The sequence below is a fragment of the Sphingopyxis sp. BE235 genome, assembly GCF_031457175.1.
GTDB lineage: Bacteria > Pseudomonadota > Alphaproteobacteria > Sphingomonadales > Sphingomonadaceae > Sphingopyxis.
Genome location: NZ_JAVDWC010000001.1, coordinates 1,030,226 through 1,047,244 on the forward strand (window position 1 = coordinate 1,030,226; position 17,019 = coordinate 1,047,244).

The 17,019-nt window shown below is 66.9% G+C and carries 16 protein-coding genes; 8 read left to right on the plus strand and 8 right to left on the minus strand.

Translation table 11 applies throughout. The features are described from left to right. Nucleotides 1–23: 23 nt before the first annotated feature. The 4 genes from J2X38_RS04850 to J2X38_RS04865 form a co-directional block, all read right to left on the minus strand. On the minus strand, nt 24–1,847 hold the full coding sequence (locus tag J2X38_RS04850) for a ShlB/FhaC/HecB family hemolysin secretion/activation protein (protein ID WP_310251837.1): 1,824 nt from the start codon (nt 1,845–1,847) through the stop codon (nt 24–26). A gap of 183 nt (nt 1,848–2,030) precedes the next feature. Beyond that, a complete protein-coding gene (locus J2X38_RS04855; protein ID WP_058536748.1) occupies nt 2,031–2,789 on the minus strand; it encodes a hypothetical protein in 759 nt (252 codons plus the stop codon). Further along, a complete protein-coding gene (locus J2X38_RS04860) occupies nt 2,776–4,866 on the minus strand; it encodes an adenylate/guanylate cyclase domain-containing protein (RefSeq protein WP_310251839.1) in 2,091 nt (696 codons plus the stop codon). The genes J2X38_RS04855 and J2X38_RS04860 overlap by 14 nt, the downstream gene beginning before the upstream one ends. Before the next feature lie 4 nt (nt 4,867–4,870). After that, on the minus strand, nt 4,871–7,966 hold the full coding sequence (locus J2X38_RS04865; protein WP_310251841.1) for a CHAT domain-containing protein: 3,096 nt from the start codon (nt 7,964–7,966) through the stop codon (nt 4,871–4,873). 210 nt (nt 7,967–8,176) lie between these two features. Here J2X38_RS04865 and J2X38_RS04870 point away from each other — a divergent pair, with 210 nt between their 5' ends. The 3 genes from J2X38_RS04870 to grxD are packed head-to-tail and all read left to right on the plus strand — an operon-like array spanning nt 8,177 to nt 9,127. Beyond that, complete coding sequence (locus J2X38_RS04870) at nt 8,177–8,503, plus strand: DUF1476 domain-containing protein (protein WP_058536745.1); 327 nt, start codon at nt 8,177–8,179, stop codon at nt 8,501–8,503. 10 nt (nt 8,504–8,513) lie between these two features. Beyond that, on the plus strand, nt 8,514–8,747 hold the full coding sequence (locus J2X38_RS04875; protein ID WP_037514674.1) for a BolA/IbaG family iron-sulfur metabolism protein: 234 nt from the start codon (nt 8,514–8,516) through the stop codon (nt 8,745–8,747). A gap of 47 nt (nt 8,748–8,794) precedes the next feature. Then, on the plus strand, nt 8,795–9,127 hold the full coding sequence (gene grxD, locus J2X38_RS04880) for a Grx4 family monothiol glutaredoxin (RefSeq protein ID WP_037514675.1): 333 nt from the start codon (nt 8,795–8,797) through the stop codon (nt 9,125–9,127). A 72-nt stretch (nt 9,128–9,199) separates the two neighbouring features. Here grxD and J2X38_RS04885 read toward each other — a convergent pair whose 3' ends face one another. After that, nucleotides 9,200–9,649 carry a globin domain-containing protein gene (locus tag J2X38_RS04885; RefSeq protein WP_310251844.1) on the minus strand — a complete coding sequence of 150 codons (450 nt, stop codon included), beginning with the start codon at nt 9,647–9,649 and terminating at the stop codon, nt 9,200–9,202. Between the two features lie 35 nt (nt 9,650–9,684). After that, entirely contained in the window at nt 9,685–10,083 is a 399-nt protein-coding gene (locus J2X38_RS04890; RefSeq protein ID WP_310251846.1) for a group III truncated hemoglobin, read from the minus strand. A 102-nt stretch (nt 10,084–10,185) separates the two neighbouring features. On the opposite strand from J2X38_RS04890, the gene J2X38_RS04895 reads away from it, so the two are divergent. Then, nucleotides 10,186–10,623: an Rrf2 family transcriptional regulator gene (locus J2X38_RS04895; protein ID WP_310251848.1), complete on the plus strand. Its 438-nt coding sequence runs from the start codon at nt 10,186–10,188 to the stop codon at nt 10,621–10,623. 7 nt (nt 10,624–10,630) lie between these two features. Here J2X38_RS04895 and J2X38_RS04900 read toward each other — a convergent pair whose 3' ends face one another. Both J2X38_RS04900 and J2X38_RS04905 read right to left on the minus strand, forming a co-directional pair. Next, a complete protein-coding gene (locus tag J2X38_RS04900; protein ID WP_310251850.1) occupies nt 10,631–11,332 on the minus strand; it encodes an anti-sigma factor in 702 nt (233 codons plus the stop codon). Then, nucleotides 11,329–11,817 (minus strand): RNA polymerase sigma factor, encoded by a 489-nt coding sequence (locus J2X38_RS04905; protein WP_058536994.1) that lies wholly within the window; start codon nt 11,815–11,817, stop codon nt 11,329–11,331. Before J2X38_RS04905 ends, J2X38_RS04900 begins: the two co-directional genes overlap by 4 nt. A 372-nt stretch (nt 11,818–12,189) precedes the next feature. On the opposite strand from J2X38_RS04905, the gene J2X38_RS04910 reads away from it, so the two are divergent. The 4 genes from J2X38_RS04910 (at nt 12,190) to J2X38_RS04925 (ending at nt 16,876) form a co-directional block, all read left to right on the plus strand. Further along, the gene (locus J2X38_RS04910) at nt 12,190–13,461 is read left to right on the plus strand and encodes a S8 family serine peptidase (protein WP_310251852.1); all 1,272 of its coding nucleotides are present in this window, start codon (nt 12,190–12,192) and stop codon (nt 13,459–13,461) included. 94 nt (nt 13,462–13,555) lie between these two features. Further along, entirely contained in the window at nt 13,556–14,395 is an 840-nt protein-coding gene (locus J2X38_RS04915) for a hypothetical protein (RefSeq protein ID WP_310251854.1), read from the plus strand. A gap of 463 nt (nt 14,396–14,858) precedes the next feature. Beyond that, nucleotides 14,859–15,227: a BlaI/MecI/CopY family transcriptional regulator gene (locus tag J2X38_RS04920; protein ID WP_058536738.1), complete on the plus strand. Its 369-nt coding sequence runs from the start codon at nt 14,859–14,861 to the stop codon at nt 15,225–15,227. Then, nucleotides 15,224–16,876: a M56 family metallopeptidase gene (locus J2X38_RS04925; RefSeq protein ID WP_310251857.1), complete on the plus strand. Its 1,653-nt coding sequence runs from the start codon at nt 15,224–15,226 to the stop codon at nt 16,874–16,876. Before J2X38_RS04920 ends, J2X38_RS04925 begins: the two co-directional genes overlap by 4 nt. Nucleotides 16,877–17,019: the final 143 nt, after the last annotated feature.

Sequence of the window (17,019 nt, forward strand, 5' to 3'; positions counted from 1 at the left end):
TGTCCTCGATGCAAAATTCATGGTCAGCGCGCCCTCACGCCGAATAAGGTTGTCAGCGATATCAGCAGCCGCGGATCGGGCCGCTCGGCGAGGAAGCCGCCGCGGTTGAGCGGTACGGCGAGTGTCATGTCGAGCCGCGCGAGATCGCCGTAAGCGACGCGTATGCCGCCGCCCGCCGAATAGAGCTTCTGCGGATCGAGCCCGTCGAAGGCGGTGTCCTTGTTCCACACCCATGCGGCGTCGAAAAAGACGAAGGGCTGGAAGGCGAAGCTTTCGGTATTGGCGGGAACGAATGATCCGTAGCGCGCCTCCAAAGCCACCGCGACGCCGCTGTCGCCGATCACCGTGCCGGGGTCGAAGCCGCGTCCGACGGTGAAATTGCCACCCGAAAACTCCTCATAGGCGAGCAAAGGATCGTTCGCCCACTGCGCGCGCGGCGCCGCCGACAGCGTGAACAGCTTTGCCGGCCGCCATTCGGCGAGCGCATTGGCGCGGACGAGGAAGGCGTCGGGCTGTCCCTCGACACGCGTCAGCGGGATCGCGCCGGGCAGGAAACACGCCGTGCCGCCGGGACCGCAATCGTCGCTGGCGCCGAGGAAGGAGGCGCCCTTGCGCGCTTCGAACGAAGTGGAGAGCGACCAGCGCGGTTCGCTGGGGCTGTAACCGCCGCGTCCCGCGATCGAGCCGGGATCGATCCAGCTCGCGTCCGCACGCACATTGAAGACGCGCAGCCGGTCGCGGTTGATCGGAAGGCTGGCCAGGCCGATGTCCTGGTCGATGAAATCGAGTCCGCCGCCGAGGGTCACGCGCCGCGCCTGCGTCAGCACGAGCGGATAGGCGGTGAACAGGCTTACGATCTGGGTGTTCGACTTGACCGGAAAGCCGGTGATGTCGGGGCGCGTCCAGGCGTAGGTATAGCTGGCGCCGAAGCGCAGCCCTTCGCCGCCGACGCGGAACTCGTGCGACGCCTGCACGACCTTTTGCTCGTCCAAATCGGGGGTCGCATAGAAGCTGACCGTCGTGAGGTCGCCCATGCCGGTGAGGCCGGCGAAGCGCGCGCGTGCGATGCCGCCCCAGCGGCCGACGTCGCGCGAGCCGAAATTCTGCGCGTTGAAATCAAAGGTGAAGGGGGTGCGCGCGACGGTGACTTCGCCGACGACCTCTCCTGGAACCGCGCCGGGGCGCAGCGTCAGGCGCGCATCCATCCCCGGAATGTCGCGCGCGAGCAGCAGGTAACGCTCGGCGTCGACGATGTTGAACACCGGCTGGTCGTCGAGCCGCGACAGATAGCGTTGCAGCAGACGTTCGTTCGCGCCCGCGTCGCCGCGCACCTCGATCCGCGACATGCGCGCCGACAATATGTCGAGCCGGACGACGCCATCGCCGATCGTCTGCGGTGGCACGCGGACCGCCGCCAGATAGCCCTTTGACCGCAAGATCGTCGCGGCGCGGTCGCGAATGTCGCACACCGCGGAGATCGGCAATTCCTGTCCGACGCGGTCGGACCAGCTCGGCGCCAGCACCGCATTGTCGATGCCTTCGACGCTCGAAAATTCGACCCCGCGCAAGGTGAAGCGGACGTTGGCGAATTCGGGGTTGGCGAGCGGGCAGGGCGCGCGCTCGATGCCGTCGTCGACCGCGACGACCTGTTCGTTGGGCTGGACCGCGGGCACCGGCGGCGGGCGCTGGATTTCCTCGCGCGTCGGGATTTGCGGGGTCGCCTGCGCCCACGCCGCGGCGGGCAGGACCGCGGCGATTACCGCCGCCGAACCGGCCAGCGCGCTGCGGATCGCGGCGCGCCCCGGCCGTTCGATCGCATGTATTCCGAAGTCCCCCGACACGGTCATCACCACCCCTTGCGTATGGGCGCGCCGCGACGATCGCGATGCGCCAACTCCACTGCGCTGCCACAAGGCGGCAGCGCAAATTTCGACCCAAGGAAATGTTCCGTCACGCGACCGGCGGAATTTCCTTAGAAGATTATCAGACAGATAGGGCGGGGACAATCGCCGCCGCCCCATCCATTTACCTTATCCCGCTTCGGCTTCCGACATCGTGTCGACGAGGCGGTTGAGCTGCGGCGAGCAGCCCTTCGCCATCAGCATGTCGACCGATCCTTCGACCGTGTCGGGCGCGTTTTCCATCGCGGCGAAGCGCACTGTTACCGGCTTGGCGAGGCCGCCGCCCGACAGGCGATAGTCGGTGCCATATTGCACCGGCAGCACATCGGTCGGCCATTTGCGGAAATTCGCGCCGTCGACGATCGCGACGGTCGTCTTTTTGCCGGCGCTTTCGATCTCGAGCGCGGTGTCGCCTTCCATGTTGGGGCGCCACAGCATCAGCACGGCGGGATCGAGGACGCAAAAGGTCCCGGCCTCGCGATAATCGAGCAGCCAGAGGTTCGGCGCGCGGACATTGGCGGGGGTTTCATCGCCCGGACCGCGCGAGAACCCACCGCGCGACCGCATCGTCGGCCCCTTGGCGAGCATGCGCGTGACGTTGCCGCCGAGCGACTGGCTCGCCTGCACGGTGCCGGTGGCGCCAAAGGTGCCTGGCCCCGACAGCGTGCGCGTCTTGCCCGCCTGCATCAGCACGATCTTGTCGCCCGCGACGAGGGTCAGCTTGTCGACGGACTTGAGCTTGGCACCGGCGGGATATTTGCTCGCCGACGGGCCGGTCGAGCGGACGACCATCGATTGGGCAGCAGCGGTGCCGACGCAGGCGATGGCGGCGATGGCCGCGGCGGCGGTGAGGCCGAGGCGGCGCATCCGGAAATCAGGAAAGGACATAGCTTTCTCCCTCTTTTGTCTCGTTAAGGCGTTCTATCAGAAACATGATGGCTGCATCCTGACCGAAATCCGCCTGTATTGCTGTGGCACAGGTCACATAGGTTTTTTTGTCGCCCGCAGTGTGTGCGGCGACCAGCGCGGCGATGCGCGCGCGCTGGTCGGGGGCAAGGTCGGGGCGCGGGGTGAAGACATCGACGGGTTGCGCGCGGCCGCGCAGCGTGACGCGGCCCATCGGCACAAGGTCGTCGCGGCCCGAGCGCGCGCCGGCCTCGGCGGAGATCAGCACGCCGGTTTTCAGCCCCTTGTTCGCGGCCTCGAGCCGTGACGCGGTGTTCATGCTGTCGCCGAGCGCGGTGTATTGGATGCGTCCTTCGCCGCCGAAATTGCCGACGATCGCGTCGCCGACGTGGAGGCCCACGCGCGTCATCCCGATCGGCGGGACGTCCTCGCCGGACAGGTCGACGCGATATTTCTCGCCCGCCTGATACATGGCGAGCGCGGCGGCGGCGGCCCGCGGGCCATCGTCGGGGCGGCTGAGCGGCGCGCCCCAGAAGGCGACAATCGCATCGCCGACGAATTTGTCGATCGTCCCGCCATGTTCGAGCACGATGTCGGACAGGCGATCGAGATATTCGTTGAGCAGCCGCGCGACGGTTTCCGGCGTCACCGCGTGGCTGAGCTTCGTAAAGCCTTCGAGATCGGTGAAGACACAGAAAATATTGCGCCGCTCGCCGTGGAGCGAGAGCTGGTCGGGGTCGCGCATGATCTGCGCCGCGACGTCGGCGGGCAGATATTTACCAAGCGCCGACTGCGCAAAGGCGCGCTGGCGCGACCCGATCGTGCGTGCGGCGGTGCCGACCGCGGCGTAACCGAACAGCCAGCCGACCGCCCAGCCGAAGGTCGGCAGCGTCGTCGTGTCGATGCCGCGTCCCTGCAGCCAGAAAGGGAAGGCGATGAAAAAGGCCATTTGCCCGAGGAAGGCGAGCGCGACCCAGCGTGCGCGCAGGTCGATGAGGCTCGTCAGCCCGCCCGCAAGAACGATCAGCACCGCGAGCACCCAAAGCGCCGGCGCGGCGATCGGCCGCGTCCATGCCTTGTCGAGCTGCTGCGCCAGCATATGCGCGTGGACCTCGAGCCCGATCATCGTTTCATGCTGGCCGGTGATCGCGTCGGGAAAGCGGCTGAGCGGCGTGTTGAACTGGTCGTTGTCGATGATGTCGCCGCCGATCAGGATATAGCGCCCTTTGACCAGCTCCGAAAAACCGGCGCGCATCTCGGCATCCATCGGCAGCGCGAAAGTATCGATCGGGATATTGGCGAAGACCGGTTCTTCCTGCCCGGCGGCGGCGCGCGCGGGGACGAGGAAGCGGATATTACCCTGAAAATTCGCATGCGCCGCATCGACCGGCGCCAGCGCGTTCGACATCAAGGGCGGCAAATTCTTCGGCCGGTCGGGCCAGTTGCGGATCACGCTGTCGTCATCGGTGCGAAACAGCACGCTTGTCGGCTTCGTCTTCGCGGTCGTGACGTCGGCGATATAGGATTGGAGGAATTTCTGCTGTTCGTAGAAGATCGTGTTCGGGTTGCTCGCCTGTTCGGCATAGGCGAGCCAGGTCGGGGTCTTCATCGCGCGCAGCTGCGCCTTCAGCAGATCGTCGTCGGGGCGCGGCGAGTCGAAGGCAATATCGATGCCGATCGCTTTCGCGCCCATCTGGTCGAGATTGCCGAGCGCATTGGCGAGCAAGGTGCGGTCGAGCGGCGAGCGGATGCCCGTGTTGAACAAGGTCTCGTCATTATAGGTGACGAGCGTGATGCGTTTATCCTGTTCGACATGCGGCGCCATCAGCGTCGCGCGCGCGTCGTAAAGCGCGCGCTCGGCTGCGTCGATCAGCGGCATCTGCCAGCTGAAACGGGCGATCAGTATTGCGACCAAGAGGAAGACGATTGTCGCCGCCATCCGCGACGGGCCGAGCTGCATGATCAGCCGGCGGACGCGCTTGCGCAGCGGCACCGCGGCTTGCCGGCCATCCTGCGCGGGCGCGTCGGCCGCGGGAATAAGGACGTCGGGTGCGTTCATCGATTTAGCGGGCGGCGCGCCCGGCAGCCTCGCCGTTTCGGGCGGTCGTCGCGCCGTTGTGAAGCAGCGCCTGGCCGCCGTCGCCGATGATCGCAAAGCCCGCCCAATAATAGGGATGCGACGTCTGCTGGTCGTCCATCAGGCGCAGCTGCGTTCCCCATAGGGCGTCGGCGACGCTCGTGCCCTGATTGGCGGCAAACAGCCCGCCGATCAGCCGCTGGGTCGCATCGAAATCGTCGGGCGCGGGCCAGTGGCTTGCGATCACCGACCGGCCGCCCGCGCCGATGAAGCTGCGCACCAGCCCGTCGAGCGCATTGCCGCCGCCCGAAAGGCCGGCTTCGCGCGTCGCCGCGACGCTCGCCGCGCCGGCGGTGTCGCACGCCGACAGGATGACGAGGTCGGCGTCGATCTTGAGGTCGAAGATTTCCTGGAAGGTCAGCAGCCCGTCCGAATCCTGCCCGCCGAACGAGGTGACGAGCGCGGGGCGCGCGGGGCAGGCGGGGCGCGGCGCGGTGACGAGGCCGTGCGTCGCGAAATGGATGATGCGATAGTCGCCAAGGTCGGCGCGATTTTTCACCGCGGTGTCGGTAAAGGCGCCGCCGGTCAGCAAAGTGCCCGCCTCGCGGCCCATCGCGTTGCGCGCGGTCACCAGTTCGTCGGCCGAGATCGGGCGGGACCATTGCGCGACATCCCACAGGCAATCGCCATCGACGCCGCCCGCCACGGCGCCGCGAGTGCCGAGCGAGGGCAGCCGTCCGGCGACCGGCAGATTCTCGCCGAGCCCGAAATATTGGTTGGCCGCCCTCGACGGCGCGGCCTGCCGCGCGTTGCGGAAGCCGAGCGTCGACACCGCGGTGCTCGGCCGCGACGTCCGGCCGAGCCAGGCGATCTGGCGCATGTCGAACGGATCGGCGTCGGGATCGAGCAGGCGCTTCTCATAGGCGGCAAGCCCGGTGTCGGTGGTGACGAGCAGGTTGATCGGCAGCCGCAGCATCGCGCCGTCGGGCTCGAAGATCAGGTGCGCGATGGTGGGAAGGCGCGCCGCTACGGGTGCGAACAACTGGCCATAAAGCTTGTACGAGGTGGCGGCGTCGAAGGGATAGGTGACGCGGCGGCCATTCTCGACGAGCGAAATGGTCGAACGGATCGTGTCGACCGCGGTGTCGAGGTCCGACGCGCTGATGTCCGATTTCCAGAGCTGCGCCCCGCCTTGCTCGATCAGCATCGCATAAACGCCGTCGCCGACGACGAGCATCTTCAGATAGGCTTCGCCCGGACGCAGAACCTGCTGCAACTCGGCAAGGTCGAGCTTGCCCGATGCAACGACGCGATATTGCGGAAAGGCCGACAGCGCGGCGACGGTTTCGGCCTGCTGGACCGACAAATTATCGAGTTGCGCCTTGATGTCGGCGCGCAAGGCGTTGACTTCGGGCGATTCCGGCAGCTGGGCAAGCCGGGCATCCTCGATCCGCGCGCGCTCCAGATCGCGATTTAGCGTCGTCGCCTGGCGGAACAGGCGGGCGCCGTCGCTGCTGCCGCTCGACAGTTCGCGCGCGAGCACCGCTTGCGTATCGGCGACGCCCGGGCGGATCTGGAGCTGGCTGGCGACGAAGAAATCCTCGATCGCCTTGGGTTCGGTCGCCGAACGCGCGGCGAGCAGCCGGTAATAGGGCGCCATCATGTTCGCCATGCCCGCGGTCGATCGCTGCGTGCTGGCGAGCGCGGTGACGACCTCGCGATAAATGCCCATCGCCTTGTCGTCCTGTCCCTCGCGGGTGAGGAAGGCGGCGTAGCGCGCGCGCGCCGAGGCGAGCGCGTTGGTTTCGGGATATTCGACGGCGAGCAGGTTCACCGATTCACGGAATCGTGCGTCGGCGGCCGCCTTGTCGCCGCTCGCCTCTTCGGCCAGCGCGAGCTCGCCGAGCATCTGCGAACGCAGGCGGATGATCGAGGTGACGCGGCCTTCGCGCACCGCGATCGCGTCGGTCAGCCCCTTGAGCTGCGCGGTTTTCGACGCCTGCGCATTGCCGCGCAGCCGCTCGACCGTGCCGAGCAGGTGGGTCGCCTGCGCATCGATGATCTGCGCGCGTTCGAGCGGCGACAGCCGCTCGCGATCGCCGGCCTGGCGGATGACGCGGGCATTGTCGCCGCTGTTGACCCCGGCGACGATCTGCGGCGTCAGCGTCACCGCGGTGCCCGCGACCGTCACGCCGGTCGTGAGCGGCGGGATCGGCGTCTGGAGCCGCGTGGCGGCCCCGTCATAATCGCGCTGGTTGAGCGCGTTGATCGCACGGAAATTGCGGCGGAGGCGCAGCTGGACCGGGTCGCCGGTCGGGATCGCCTCGACCTCGGCGAACAGCCGTTCGGCTTCGGCGAATTCGCCAAGGTTCGAGCGTTGCAGCGCGCGGTTCAGCGTGACTTCGGTCGGGTCGATGTCGGCCGCCGACTGTTCCTCGGCGGCGCGGCGCGACAGCGCTTCGAAAAATTCGGCCGCCTCGGCATAGTCGCCGCTGTGGTTGCGGCGATATCCCTCGGCCAGCGCCTTGTCGACGTCGATCGTCCCGGCGATCGTCCGGGCAAAGCCGTCGTTGCCGCCGACAGAGATGGTCGCGACCTTGATGACGCCGGGCACGACCTTGCGCTGGCGGATCGATTCGAGCGCGATGTCGAGCGCGTCGCCATAGGCCTCGAAGCCCTCGACGGCATAGGTCGTCTCGCCCGCCGCCTCGATCCGCGTCTTCCATGCGATATTGGTGTCGTGCACGGTGCAACCGCCATCCTTGACGCACGTGATCGCGCCCGTCCGTCCAATGGCGTTATTGATGCGCGCGCGCGCATCCTCGGGCGTGGCGCGCAGCATCCGGACATAGCCGACCGGCTGGCTCGCATCGCGGCAGACGATCGTCCAGGCGCGATCGAACATGCCCTTGACGACCTCGTCGCGAACGGTCGCCTGCACCTCGCAGAGCGAGCCGCCCTGATCGCCGATCGAAAAACTGTCGCGCAGCGTCGGGTCCATGCCCTGCGCGAGTGCGGTTCCGGGCGCGGCGAAAGCCAGCAAGCCCAGAATCGACACAAGTTGCGGACGTCGAACGGTCATCACAAATCCCCCAAACACAGACGCAGAGACGCCATGCCGATTCGACGCCGGCAGGGCGGAAACTTTATTGCTGCGGTGCGACCCATTCCCTTGGGACGAAACCCTAAACCCTTCGTAAGCGAAAGGGAAGTGATCTGCCGCACAGGCGGCTTGCGCCGCGGGGACGCGCGACCTATCTGCAAGGGGACTTTCCCTTCGCACGAGGACAAAATGAGCGGATTCGACGATCGTGAACGCGCCTTCGAGGCAGAATTTGCACGCGACCAGGAGGTTCAGTTCCGGATCACCGCGCGCCGCAACCGGCTGGTCGGCGAATGGGCGGCCGAGCGCATGGGGCTGACCCCCGAGGAAACCGACGCCTATGCCAAGGCGGTGGTGCAGGCCGATTTCGAGGAAGCGGGCGACGAGGACGTCATCCGCAAGCTCGCGGGCGACCTCACCGCGGCGCAGGTCGAGATCAGCGATGCCGAGATTCGCGCGGCGCTGAACGACAAGGCGGTCGAGGCGCGGCGCCAGTTCATCGACAGCCAGAACTGAGGCGATAACGATGGGTATGCGCGAAGATGATTTGCGGGCGATGATCGTCGCGGCGTTTCCCGATGCCGAGGTCGCCATCACCGACCTTGCGGGCGACAACGATCATTATGCCGCGCATGTCGTCAGCGAATCCTTTCGCGGCATGACCCGCGTCGCGCAGCACAAGGCGGTGTACGCCGCGCTCGGCGGACGCATGGGCGGCGAACTTCATGCCTTGCAATTGACGACCGCAATCCCCTCATAAGGGGCATGCTTATTTGGGGCGCCAACGCGCCTGCCCGGAGACTGACAATGACCGACCCGACCACCCACGACCGCATCGCCAAGCTGGTCGCCGACAATCCCGTGCTGCTCTTCATGAAGGGCACGCCTTTGTTCCCGCAATGCGGCTTTTCCTCGCGCGCGATCGCGATGCTCGACCGCCTCGGCATCGAATATGAAACGGTCGACGTGCTGCAGGACATGGAAGTCCGCCAGGGCATCAAGGAATTTTCCGACTGGCCGACGATCCCTCAGCTTTATGTGAAGGGCGAATTTGTCGGCGGATCGGACATCATGATGGAAATGTGGGAAGCGGGCGAGCTTCACACGCTGATGACCGGAATCCCGGCGCGCGCCGAGTAAGCTGCGCGGCTTTCGAACGACAAAAACCCGCCGGCGCTCAGGCTCCGGCGGGTTTTTTATTGGCTGAAGGGTTCAGGCCGCCTCGGCATCCTCATACGCCTGCGCTTCGGCGGCGATCAGGATGTCGGCGAGCATCCAATAGGCTTCGCCCCACGCCGCGAGCACTTCGTCGGTCGCGACCTCCGCGCCCAGCACGTCGCGGATTGCGGGCAGCAACGCTTCGGCGACATGGGGATAATGCTCCGGCTTCACCCCGGTTTCGATATGCCGTGCGACCATGCGCGACACCGCGGTCCCGAGGTTCTGGAGCTTGTCGATATTCTTCGCATAGGCGAGGATCGCCGCCGCGAGACGCTTCGGCTGCTCGCCGCTCGTCTGTGCGGCACGGTCGAACATCGCTTCGATATCCTTGTTCTCGAACAGCCGGGCATACATCGCGGTTGTGATCGCAAGGCCGTGCTTTTCGAGGGCCGGGGCCGTGGCCTTGACGATCTCCGTCGCGTGGGCGGAAGCGGTACGCATATGATATCCTTTGGTCAGAGGGGAGAGGGGAGGTTTCAGGCCGCGCGGCGACCGGCGGGGTCGTCCAAGCGGAAGAAAAGGGCGAGCTGGAGGCTTTCGGCGATGCGCGCGGCCTTCGCCTGCAAAGCGGCCGCGGCGGCGGGCGCCAGCAGCTCGTTCGTGGTGTCGGCCCAGATCGCGAGCCAGCGGTCGAACATCGCGGGGGTGATCGCGGCCTTGTGCTTCAGATGCTCGGCAACCGGGCTGCCCTTGTAGCGGCCGCTGGTCAGCATCACCGACGACCAGAAGGCGACGAGCTTTTCGAGATGGTGGGGCCAGTCGTGCACCGCCGCGTTGAACAGCGGCCCGATGTCGGCGTCGGCGCGCACGCGGTCGTAAAAGGCCGGGATCAGGCGCTCAAGCGCGGCTTCGTCGATCTGGTCACCCTGCGTCACGACTCGCTCCAATCATGCATTTGATGCGCATGTATGATCGCAATTTGAAACATGCAACAAAAATGCATATTATGGGATGGCGGACATTCTCGAAGGATCAGGATGCGCCTGACGCGCTACACCGACTATGCGATGCGCGTGCTCCTCTATGTGGGCGCGCAGGATGGCGCGCGGCTGTGCCCGATTTCGGAGATTTCGCGCGCCTACGGCATTTCGCAGAACCATCTGATGAAGGTCGTCAACGACCTGGTGAATGCGGGTTATCTCGAAAGCGTGCGCGGGCGCTTCGGCGGGATCCGGCTGGCGCGGCCGGCGGCCGAAATCAACGTTGGCGCAGTGGTGCGCCACACCGAGGAAGGCTTCGACCTTGTCGATTGCGCCAGCTGCATCATCGCGCCCGCGTGCGGGCTGACCGGCGCGCTCGCCGAGGCGCTGGCGGCGTTTATGAAAGTGCTCGACGGCTACAGTCTCGCCGACCTGCTCGCGAAGCGCGCTAATTTCGCCGCGCTGTTCGGCATCGATCAGCCGGCCGGCACCTGAAAGATCGTCAGCGGCGCGCCCAGCCCTTGTCGCGGGCCTGCCGTTCGGCCGCGGCATCGAGCGGATCGCCCGCCATCATGGACGCCGCGGCGGCCGCGAGTTCTCCCGACGACGCCTGGCGATATTCGGTGCCCGCCTGTCCCTGCATCGTTCGTTCAAGGTGCCAGCCGCCGTCGTCCCGGCAGCCGATGCCGTCCAGCGACCGGCTTTCGAAACTGCGGCAATAGCGGCCAGCCTTGTCTTCGAAGCTGAGACCGATCCGCACCGCCGCATTCGTCGATTGACTGGAGGCAAGCTGCGTGTCGAGCGCCGCCGCAAGCGGACCCGCGGCGATCATCGTGCCATTGGCTTCGGTGACGCTCGCGGGGGGCATCCATGGCTTCAGCCCAAGCGCCAGCCCGAGCGCGAGCGAGGCCGCGATCGCCCCCCAGTGGACCGGCGCGAAGCGTATCCGCTTCGCCTCGCGGCGCCCGGCGAGGCTGGCGTCGACCTTGTCGGACGGCGCAAGCAGCGCACGGAGCCGTTCGGGCACCGCCTCGTCGATCACGGGGGCATAATGCGCCGTCAACTGCGCCTTCAACGTCCGGTGCCGCGCGATTTCGGCGGCAAGCGCGGGGTCGCTTGTCGCTTCGCGTTCGATGCGGCGTGCGGTCAGGTCGTCGAGTTCGCCGTCGACAAAGGCGGCGACGGTGGCGGGATCGAAACTCATGCGGCCTCTCCCAGCAAATGCATCAGTGTTTCGCGACCGCGGGCGAGGCGCGAGGTGACGGTGCCGATCGGCACTTCCAATATTTCGGCGGCCTCGCGGTACGCATAACCTTCGACGAGGACGAGCATCACGACCTCGCGCTGTTCGCCCGGCAGGCGCGCCATCGCGCCGTCGACATCGCCGCGTAGCGCCCCCGCCTCGACTTCGGCCGCGCCGTCGCCGGCGACCTGCGTCGCGGCCTCGTCGATCGGGGTGTGAACGCCGCGACGCCCGGTCGCACGGCGATCGTCGATCCAGAGGTTGCGGGTGATGCGGTACATCCAGCTATCCAGTCTCGTTCCTTGTTGCCACTGTTCCTGCGACTTCAGGGCGCGTTCAATCGCCGCTTGGCACAAATCGTCGGCGTCGCTGGCATCGCGCGCCAGTCCGCGCGCAAAGCGGCGCAGACGGGGCAGCAATTCGACCAGTTCCTCTTCGAAGCGCATTGTCGCCTCAGGGTCCGAACCCATCCATTGCGCATTCGAGGCGTCGAAATGGCGAAAATATCGGTTTCGCGTGGCCGCCGCGGATGGTGGTTCCATCTGCAAGGCCGCGCGGGGCCGAGATTGAAGCCATTTCGGCGTCCCTTCGGGATTTGACCGATTTTGCCCATGGCTGCGTCAGCGAGCCTTGGAATATATTCATATGCCTGCGCCTCACTTCCTTGCCCTGAACAAAATCGCTTCAAACCTCGAATGCGCAATGGATGGGTTCGGACCCTCATTGTTCGAGGAAGAAACGTCAGGCTTCTATCGTTTCTTCCGTACGATGCTAAATTTTTTCGGGAACCGGCCGCCGTACCGGCCCTTGTGAGACTGATGATGCGATTCTGGACGATTTTTCTGGCGATGCTCTGCCTCCTGCTCAGCGGGACCGACGCGCGTGTCGCGGCGCAGATTGCGCTGCCGTCGGTGCAGCTTCCCGATGCCGCGCGCACGCTGCCGTCGCTGTCCGAGGTGGATACGGGGCGGCTGGCCGGGATCGGTGACCGGTTGCTGGATGTCCGGCTCGACCGCATCACAGCACTGGTCCGCCGCAATCGCGACAGCATCGAGCTCGACGAGCGCGGCGAACCCGCGGTGCGCGGCGTCCTTGTCGCGAGCGGGGTCGATAGGGCGATGATTGCGCGGGCGGGCGAGGCGGGGTTCGCGCTGATCGACCGCGAGCGCATCGAGGGGCTCGATCTCGATATCGCCCGCTTTCGCGTACCCGAGGGGCGCAGCCTTGGCCGGGCGCGCAAACAGCTTGCGAAGCTGCTTCCGGGTGCCGAGGTCGATGCCGACAATCTCTATTTTGCGAGCGGGCCGGGCGGCGCGTTGCCCGGGGCGATGCTCGCGGCCGCCCAAGGCAGCGGCAAGGCGAGCCTCGGCCTGATCGACGGCGGCGTCGCGGCGCATCCCTCGGTTGCAGGCCGGGTCGAACAGCGCGGTTTTGCGAAAGGCGCGCCGTCGGCGAGCCGCCATGGCACGGCGGTGGCGTCGCTGCTCGTCGGGAGCGGTTCGGTTCAGGGCGCGGCACCGGGTCAGCGCCTGCTCGCGGCCGATGTCTATGGGACCGACCCGGCCGGCGGCAACGCCAGCGCGATCGCGCGCGCGCTCGGCTGGCTTGCCCAAAACGGTGCCGCAGTGACGACGATCAGCCTCGTCGGACCCGACAACAAACTGCTTTCGACAGCCGTTTCGCGGGCGCAGCAGCGCGGGATGCTGATCGTCGCGGCGGTCGGCAACGACGGGCCCGCCGCGCCGCCCGCCTATCCGGCTTCGTACAAGGGCGTGTTTGCGGTGACCGGGGTCGACGCGAAAGCGCGCGCGTTGCCCGAGGCCGGGCGCGCACTGCATGTCGATTTTGCTGCACCCGGCGACGCGGTGCTGGCGGCGACGGGGGCAGGAAGCAGCGACCGGCTGCGCGGCACGTCTTTTGCCGCACCGCTCGTCGCCGGACGGCTTGCGCTTCGCTATCCCGCCCCCGCGATCGATCGCATCGGGCCCGCCGTCGCGGCGCTCGTCATGGAAGCCCGCGATCTGGGCAAGAAGGGGCGCGACAAAATCTATGGTCACGGCCTGATTTGCGCGACTTGCGCGGGCCGCTGACCCCTCCCTCGAAATTATCCGGAAGAAAATCGAACGCGCCATCGTTCTCTCTCCAGGCCCACCCCCTCCGGGCCGAAAATTCAGGAGAAGACCAATGGCAAATCGCATCCTCATCCCGGCCCTCGCGCTCGCCGCGTCGGCCATGGCGCTTTCGGCGCCGGCCTCGGCGCAGCTACTCGGCGGCAGCGGCGGCGGCGGCTTGGGCGGCACGCTCGGCGGGACGCTCGGCAATCCGACCGGCCCCATCGGCGGTACGCTCGGTTCGGCGGGCGATCTGACCGGATCGGGCCGCGGCGACGCTCAGGTCGACCGCCGTTCGGGCCGCGTCCAGGGCAAGGGCAACGCCGATGCGAACGGCAAGGGCTCGGTTGACGGCAACGGCAATCTGCTCGGCAACACGATCGGCGGCAACGCCAGCGGCTCGGGCAACGCTTCGGGCAGCGGCAGCCTCGACGCGCAGGCGGTGGGGACCGATTTCGTCGGCAGCACCGCGCGCGGCACGGTTGCTACTGCAAGGGGCGTGGCTTCGACCGCAACCGGCACCGCGCGCGGTGCGGTCGGGACTGCCCGTGACCGGACCGGCGCCGCACTGTCGAACGTCTCAGGCAGCGCCAGCGGCGCCGGATCGGTTGCGGGCAGCTTCCAGGGCAGCCTCGGCCAGCTCGCCGCCGCGGGTAGCGGTGCAGCCAATGGCGCCGGGATGTTCGCGGTCGAACCCGGCATGGCGGTGACCGACGCACGCGGCAAGGTCATCGGCCATGTCCAGGAATTGCGCCAGACGGGCGGCGGCGTCGTGCAGGCGGTGACGGTCGAGGTCGGTGACCGCGTCGCGACGCTGCCGGCGACGAGCTTTGCCGGGTCGGGCGACGTCCTCGTCACCGGCATGACCAAGGGCCAGCTCAAGAAAGCGGCCGAGCAGCAGGAAGCCGAATAAGCAAGATGGGGTGGCCGCCGTGCGCGGCGGCCATATTCTGGGCGGGCCGCCTTTGCGGTCCGCCCTTTTTTCGTTCGGGTGAAAAGCGTCCGGGGGGCGGGGCCTTTCGGCCGCTCCGCCCCCCGTCTGCATCAGGGGTAAGTGGGGTTTTCCCGGGTGGGGGCAGGGGACATCAGGGACCAGACTGATGCCCCCCACCGCTCCATTTGAGCGGAACACTCGGGAACATTTGGATACTATACAATTGCCGTGCCAATTTTCGGCATTTGCGGAATCCGGCGCGAGACGCTGGTTAGCGATTCCTTACCGGGATCGCGCACTGTCAAGAATCCCGACACTTCGCCGTGTTTCCTCCCGTCATCCCGCGAAGGCGGATCCGTTCATCTTTGTTCAGGAAGCGTTCAGCCCTTTGACTACATTTGTAGTCGCATCGGTGACGAAGACGCCAATGGGAGGGGTCCGCATGGCAGAACGAGCAAGCGATTCGGAGATGCAGGTGCTGTCGGCGCTGTGGGAAAAAGCCCCCCAGACCGCCGCGGACCTGACCTCGCGCATCGGCAAGATCAACGGCTGGACGCAGGCGACGGTGAAGACCTTGCTCGCGCGGCTTGTCCAGAAGGGCGCGGTGACGGCGGAAGCCGACGGCCGACGCTATCTCTATAGTCCCGCGATCGAACGCGCCGACGCCGTCGGCGAGGAATCGCAGCGCTTCGTCGATCGGCTGTTCGGCGGGCGCGTCAGCCCGCTAATCGCGCATCTCGCCGACCGCGAGGCGCTGACCGACACCGACATCGCCGAAATCGAGGCGCTGCTCAAGAGGCTGAAGTCGTGAGCGCCGCGGTGCTGCTCCAGGCGTGGGCCGATACGCTCGTGACCACGGGCCTTCTCGTCCTCTTGATCCTGATCGTCCGCAAACCCTTTGCGCGCCATTTCGGCCCGCGGCTGACCTATGCTTTGTGGGCGGTGCCCGCGCTGCGGCTGGTGCTACCGCCGCTGCCGTTTGCCGATCCGGTGGTTATCATGCCCGAGCCTGCGGCCGACATGGCGGTGATGGTGCCCGTTGGCCTGCCCGTCGCAGCGCCCGCTGCAGCCGAACCGCTCTGGACGCTCGTCGAGCTGGTGCCACTCTTCTTCGCGCTGTGGGCGGCGGGCATGATCGCCGTTATCGTGACCGCGATGGTGTCGCATCGGCGGTTCCGCCGCGCGGTGCTGGGCGAGGCGGTCGAGCTCGAGCCGATCGGCAATATCCGGCTGGTGATGTCCGATGCGGTCGACGGTCCGGTAGCTTTCGGCCTGTGGCAGCGCTATGTCGCCGTCCCGCACGATTTCTTCGCGCGCTATGTCGCCGAAGAGCGTGCGCTCGCGATCGATCATGAGCTGTCGCACCACCGCCACGGCGATTTGTGGGCGAACAGCGCGGCGCTCGTGTTGCTCGCCGCCCAATGGTTCAACCCCTTCGCCTGGCGCGCGATCCGTGCCTTTCGTTTCGATCAGGAGGCGGCGTGCGATGCGCGCGTGCTGACGATGACCCATTGCGACGAGCGGCGCGAGCGGACCGCGCGTTATGCGACCGCGATCGTCAAGGCGGCGGTCGGGCCGCGCCTGTCGCTCGCCGCGCCGATGGCGGTCCACGATAATCTGCAGGAGAGGCTGACGATGTTGACGCAAGGGGATATTTCAAAGAAGCGCGGTCTTGTCGGCCGGTTGCTGATCGGCAGCGCGACGCTCGCCGTGCTCGGCGCGACCGCGACGCTCGTCCCCGCGGGGATCGTCGTGGCGAAGGCGCAGACCGCCGATCTCGGCGAACCGCCCGCGCCGCCGGCACCCCCCGAACCGCCGCTGCCGCCCGAGGCGCCCGACGCGCCCGGCACGATGGTCTTCACCGAGCATAGCGACGACGCCGCGACCGACGACGGCAAGAAGAAGCGCGAGGTGCACCGCATCGTCATCCGCCGCGACGGCGACAGCGAAGGCAAGGCACTAGCCGACGGCAAGGACAAGATGCGCCGCATCGAAATCCGGTCCCCCGGCGGTCTGTCGCGCGACGATGTCATCGCGACGCTGAAGGAACAGGGCATCACCGGCAAGCGCGCCGAAGCGATCGCCGACAAGCTCGAGGCGAAGCGCAAGGAACGTATCCGCACCGTGATGGCCCCGATGCACCCGATGCCGCCCATGCCCCCAATGCACGGCACCTGGAGCACTCACGGCAAGGCGATGGTCCTGGGCAAATGCGGTGACGGCAAGGCGGCGCCGATCGTCAACCGCGACGAAAATAGCGGCAACAAGCGCAGCCACGTGATGATGTTCGCGTGCAGCGACGGACCCGAAGCCAAAGCGGCGCGGCTCTCGGCGCTGAAGAAGGCACGCGAGGCCTTTGCCGATGGCGAACGCGCGCGCGGCCTGTCCGAAGACATGCGCGCCAAGGTCGCCGCCGACCTCGAAAAGGCGATCGCCGAGATCGAGAAATCGGGCCACTGAGCCCGAGCAGCTTCGACGCCGACCCTTACTCCCCGGTGGGGTCGGCGGCAGGGGCGGGGAAAGGGGGCGGCGCATGCTGCTCCCTTTTTCACGTGCGCTTTTTCGCACCCATCCCTTTTCCTTCGCGGTGCGCGATGCCACAT

Excerpts from the sequence above, each read along its gene's own strand:
- J2X38_RS04905 (WP_058536994.1), bottom strand. The coding sequence starts at position 11,817 with ATGCGCTTCGAAGAGGAACTGGTCGAATTGCTGCCCCGTCTGCGCCGC.
- J2X38_RS04915 (WP_310251854.1), top strand. The coding sequence starts at position 13,556 with ATGGCAAATCGCATCCTCATCCCGGCCCTCGCGCTCGCCGCGTCGGCC.
- J2X38_RS04850 (WP_310251837.1), bottom strand. The coding sequence starts at position 1,847 with ATGACCGTGTCGGGGGACTTCGGAATACATGCGATCGAACGGCCGGGG.
- J2X38_RS04855 (WP_058536748.1), bottom strand. The coding sequence starts at position 2,789 with ATGTCCTTTCCTGATTTCCGGATGCGCCGCCTCGGCCTCACCGCCGCC.
- J2X38_RS04870 (WP_058536745.1), top strand. The coding sequence starts at position 8,177 with ATGAGCGGATTCGACGATCGTGAACGCGCCTTCGAGGCAGAATTTGCA.
- J2X38_RS04895 (WP_310251848.1), top strand. The coding sequence starts at position 10,186 with ATGCGCCTGACGCGCTACACCGACTATGCGATGCGCGTGCTCCTCTAT.
- J2X38_RS04875 (WP_037514674.1), top strand. The coding sequence starts at position 8,514 with ATGGGTATGCGCGAAGATGATTTGCGGGCGATGATCGTCGCGGCGTTT.
- J2X38_RS04910 (WP_310251852.1), top strand. The coding sequence starts at position 12,190 with ATGATGCGATTCTGGACGATTTTTCTGGCGATGCTCTGCCTCCTGCTC.
- J2X38_RS04860 (WP_310251839.1), bottom strand. The coding sequence starts at position 4,866 with ATGAACGCACCCGACGTCCTTATTCCCGCGGCCGACGCGCCCGCGCAG.
- J2X38_RS04920 (WP_058536738.1), top strand. The coding sequence starts at position 14,859 with ATGGCAGAACGAGCAAGCGATTCGGAGATGCAGGTGCTGTCGGCGCTG.
- J2X38_RS04885 (WP_310251844.1), bottom strand. The coding sequence starts at position 9,649 with ATGCGTACCGCTTCCGCCCACGCGACGGAGATCGTCAAGGCCACGGCC.
- J2X38_RS04900 (WP_310251850.1), bottom strand. The coding sequence starts at position 11,332 with ATGAGTTTCGATCCCGCCACCGTCGCCGCCTTTGTCGACGGCGAACTC.
- grxD (WP_037514675.1), top strand. The coding sequence starts at position 8,795 with ATGACCGACCCGACCACCCACGACCGCATCGCCAAGCTGGTCGCCGAC.
- J2X38_RS04865 (WP_310251841.1), bottom strand. The coding sequence starts at position 7,966 with ATGACCGTTCGACGTCCGCAACTTGTGTCGATTCTGGGCTTGCTGGCT.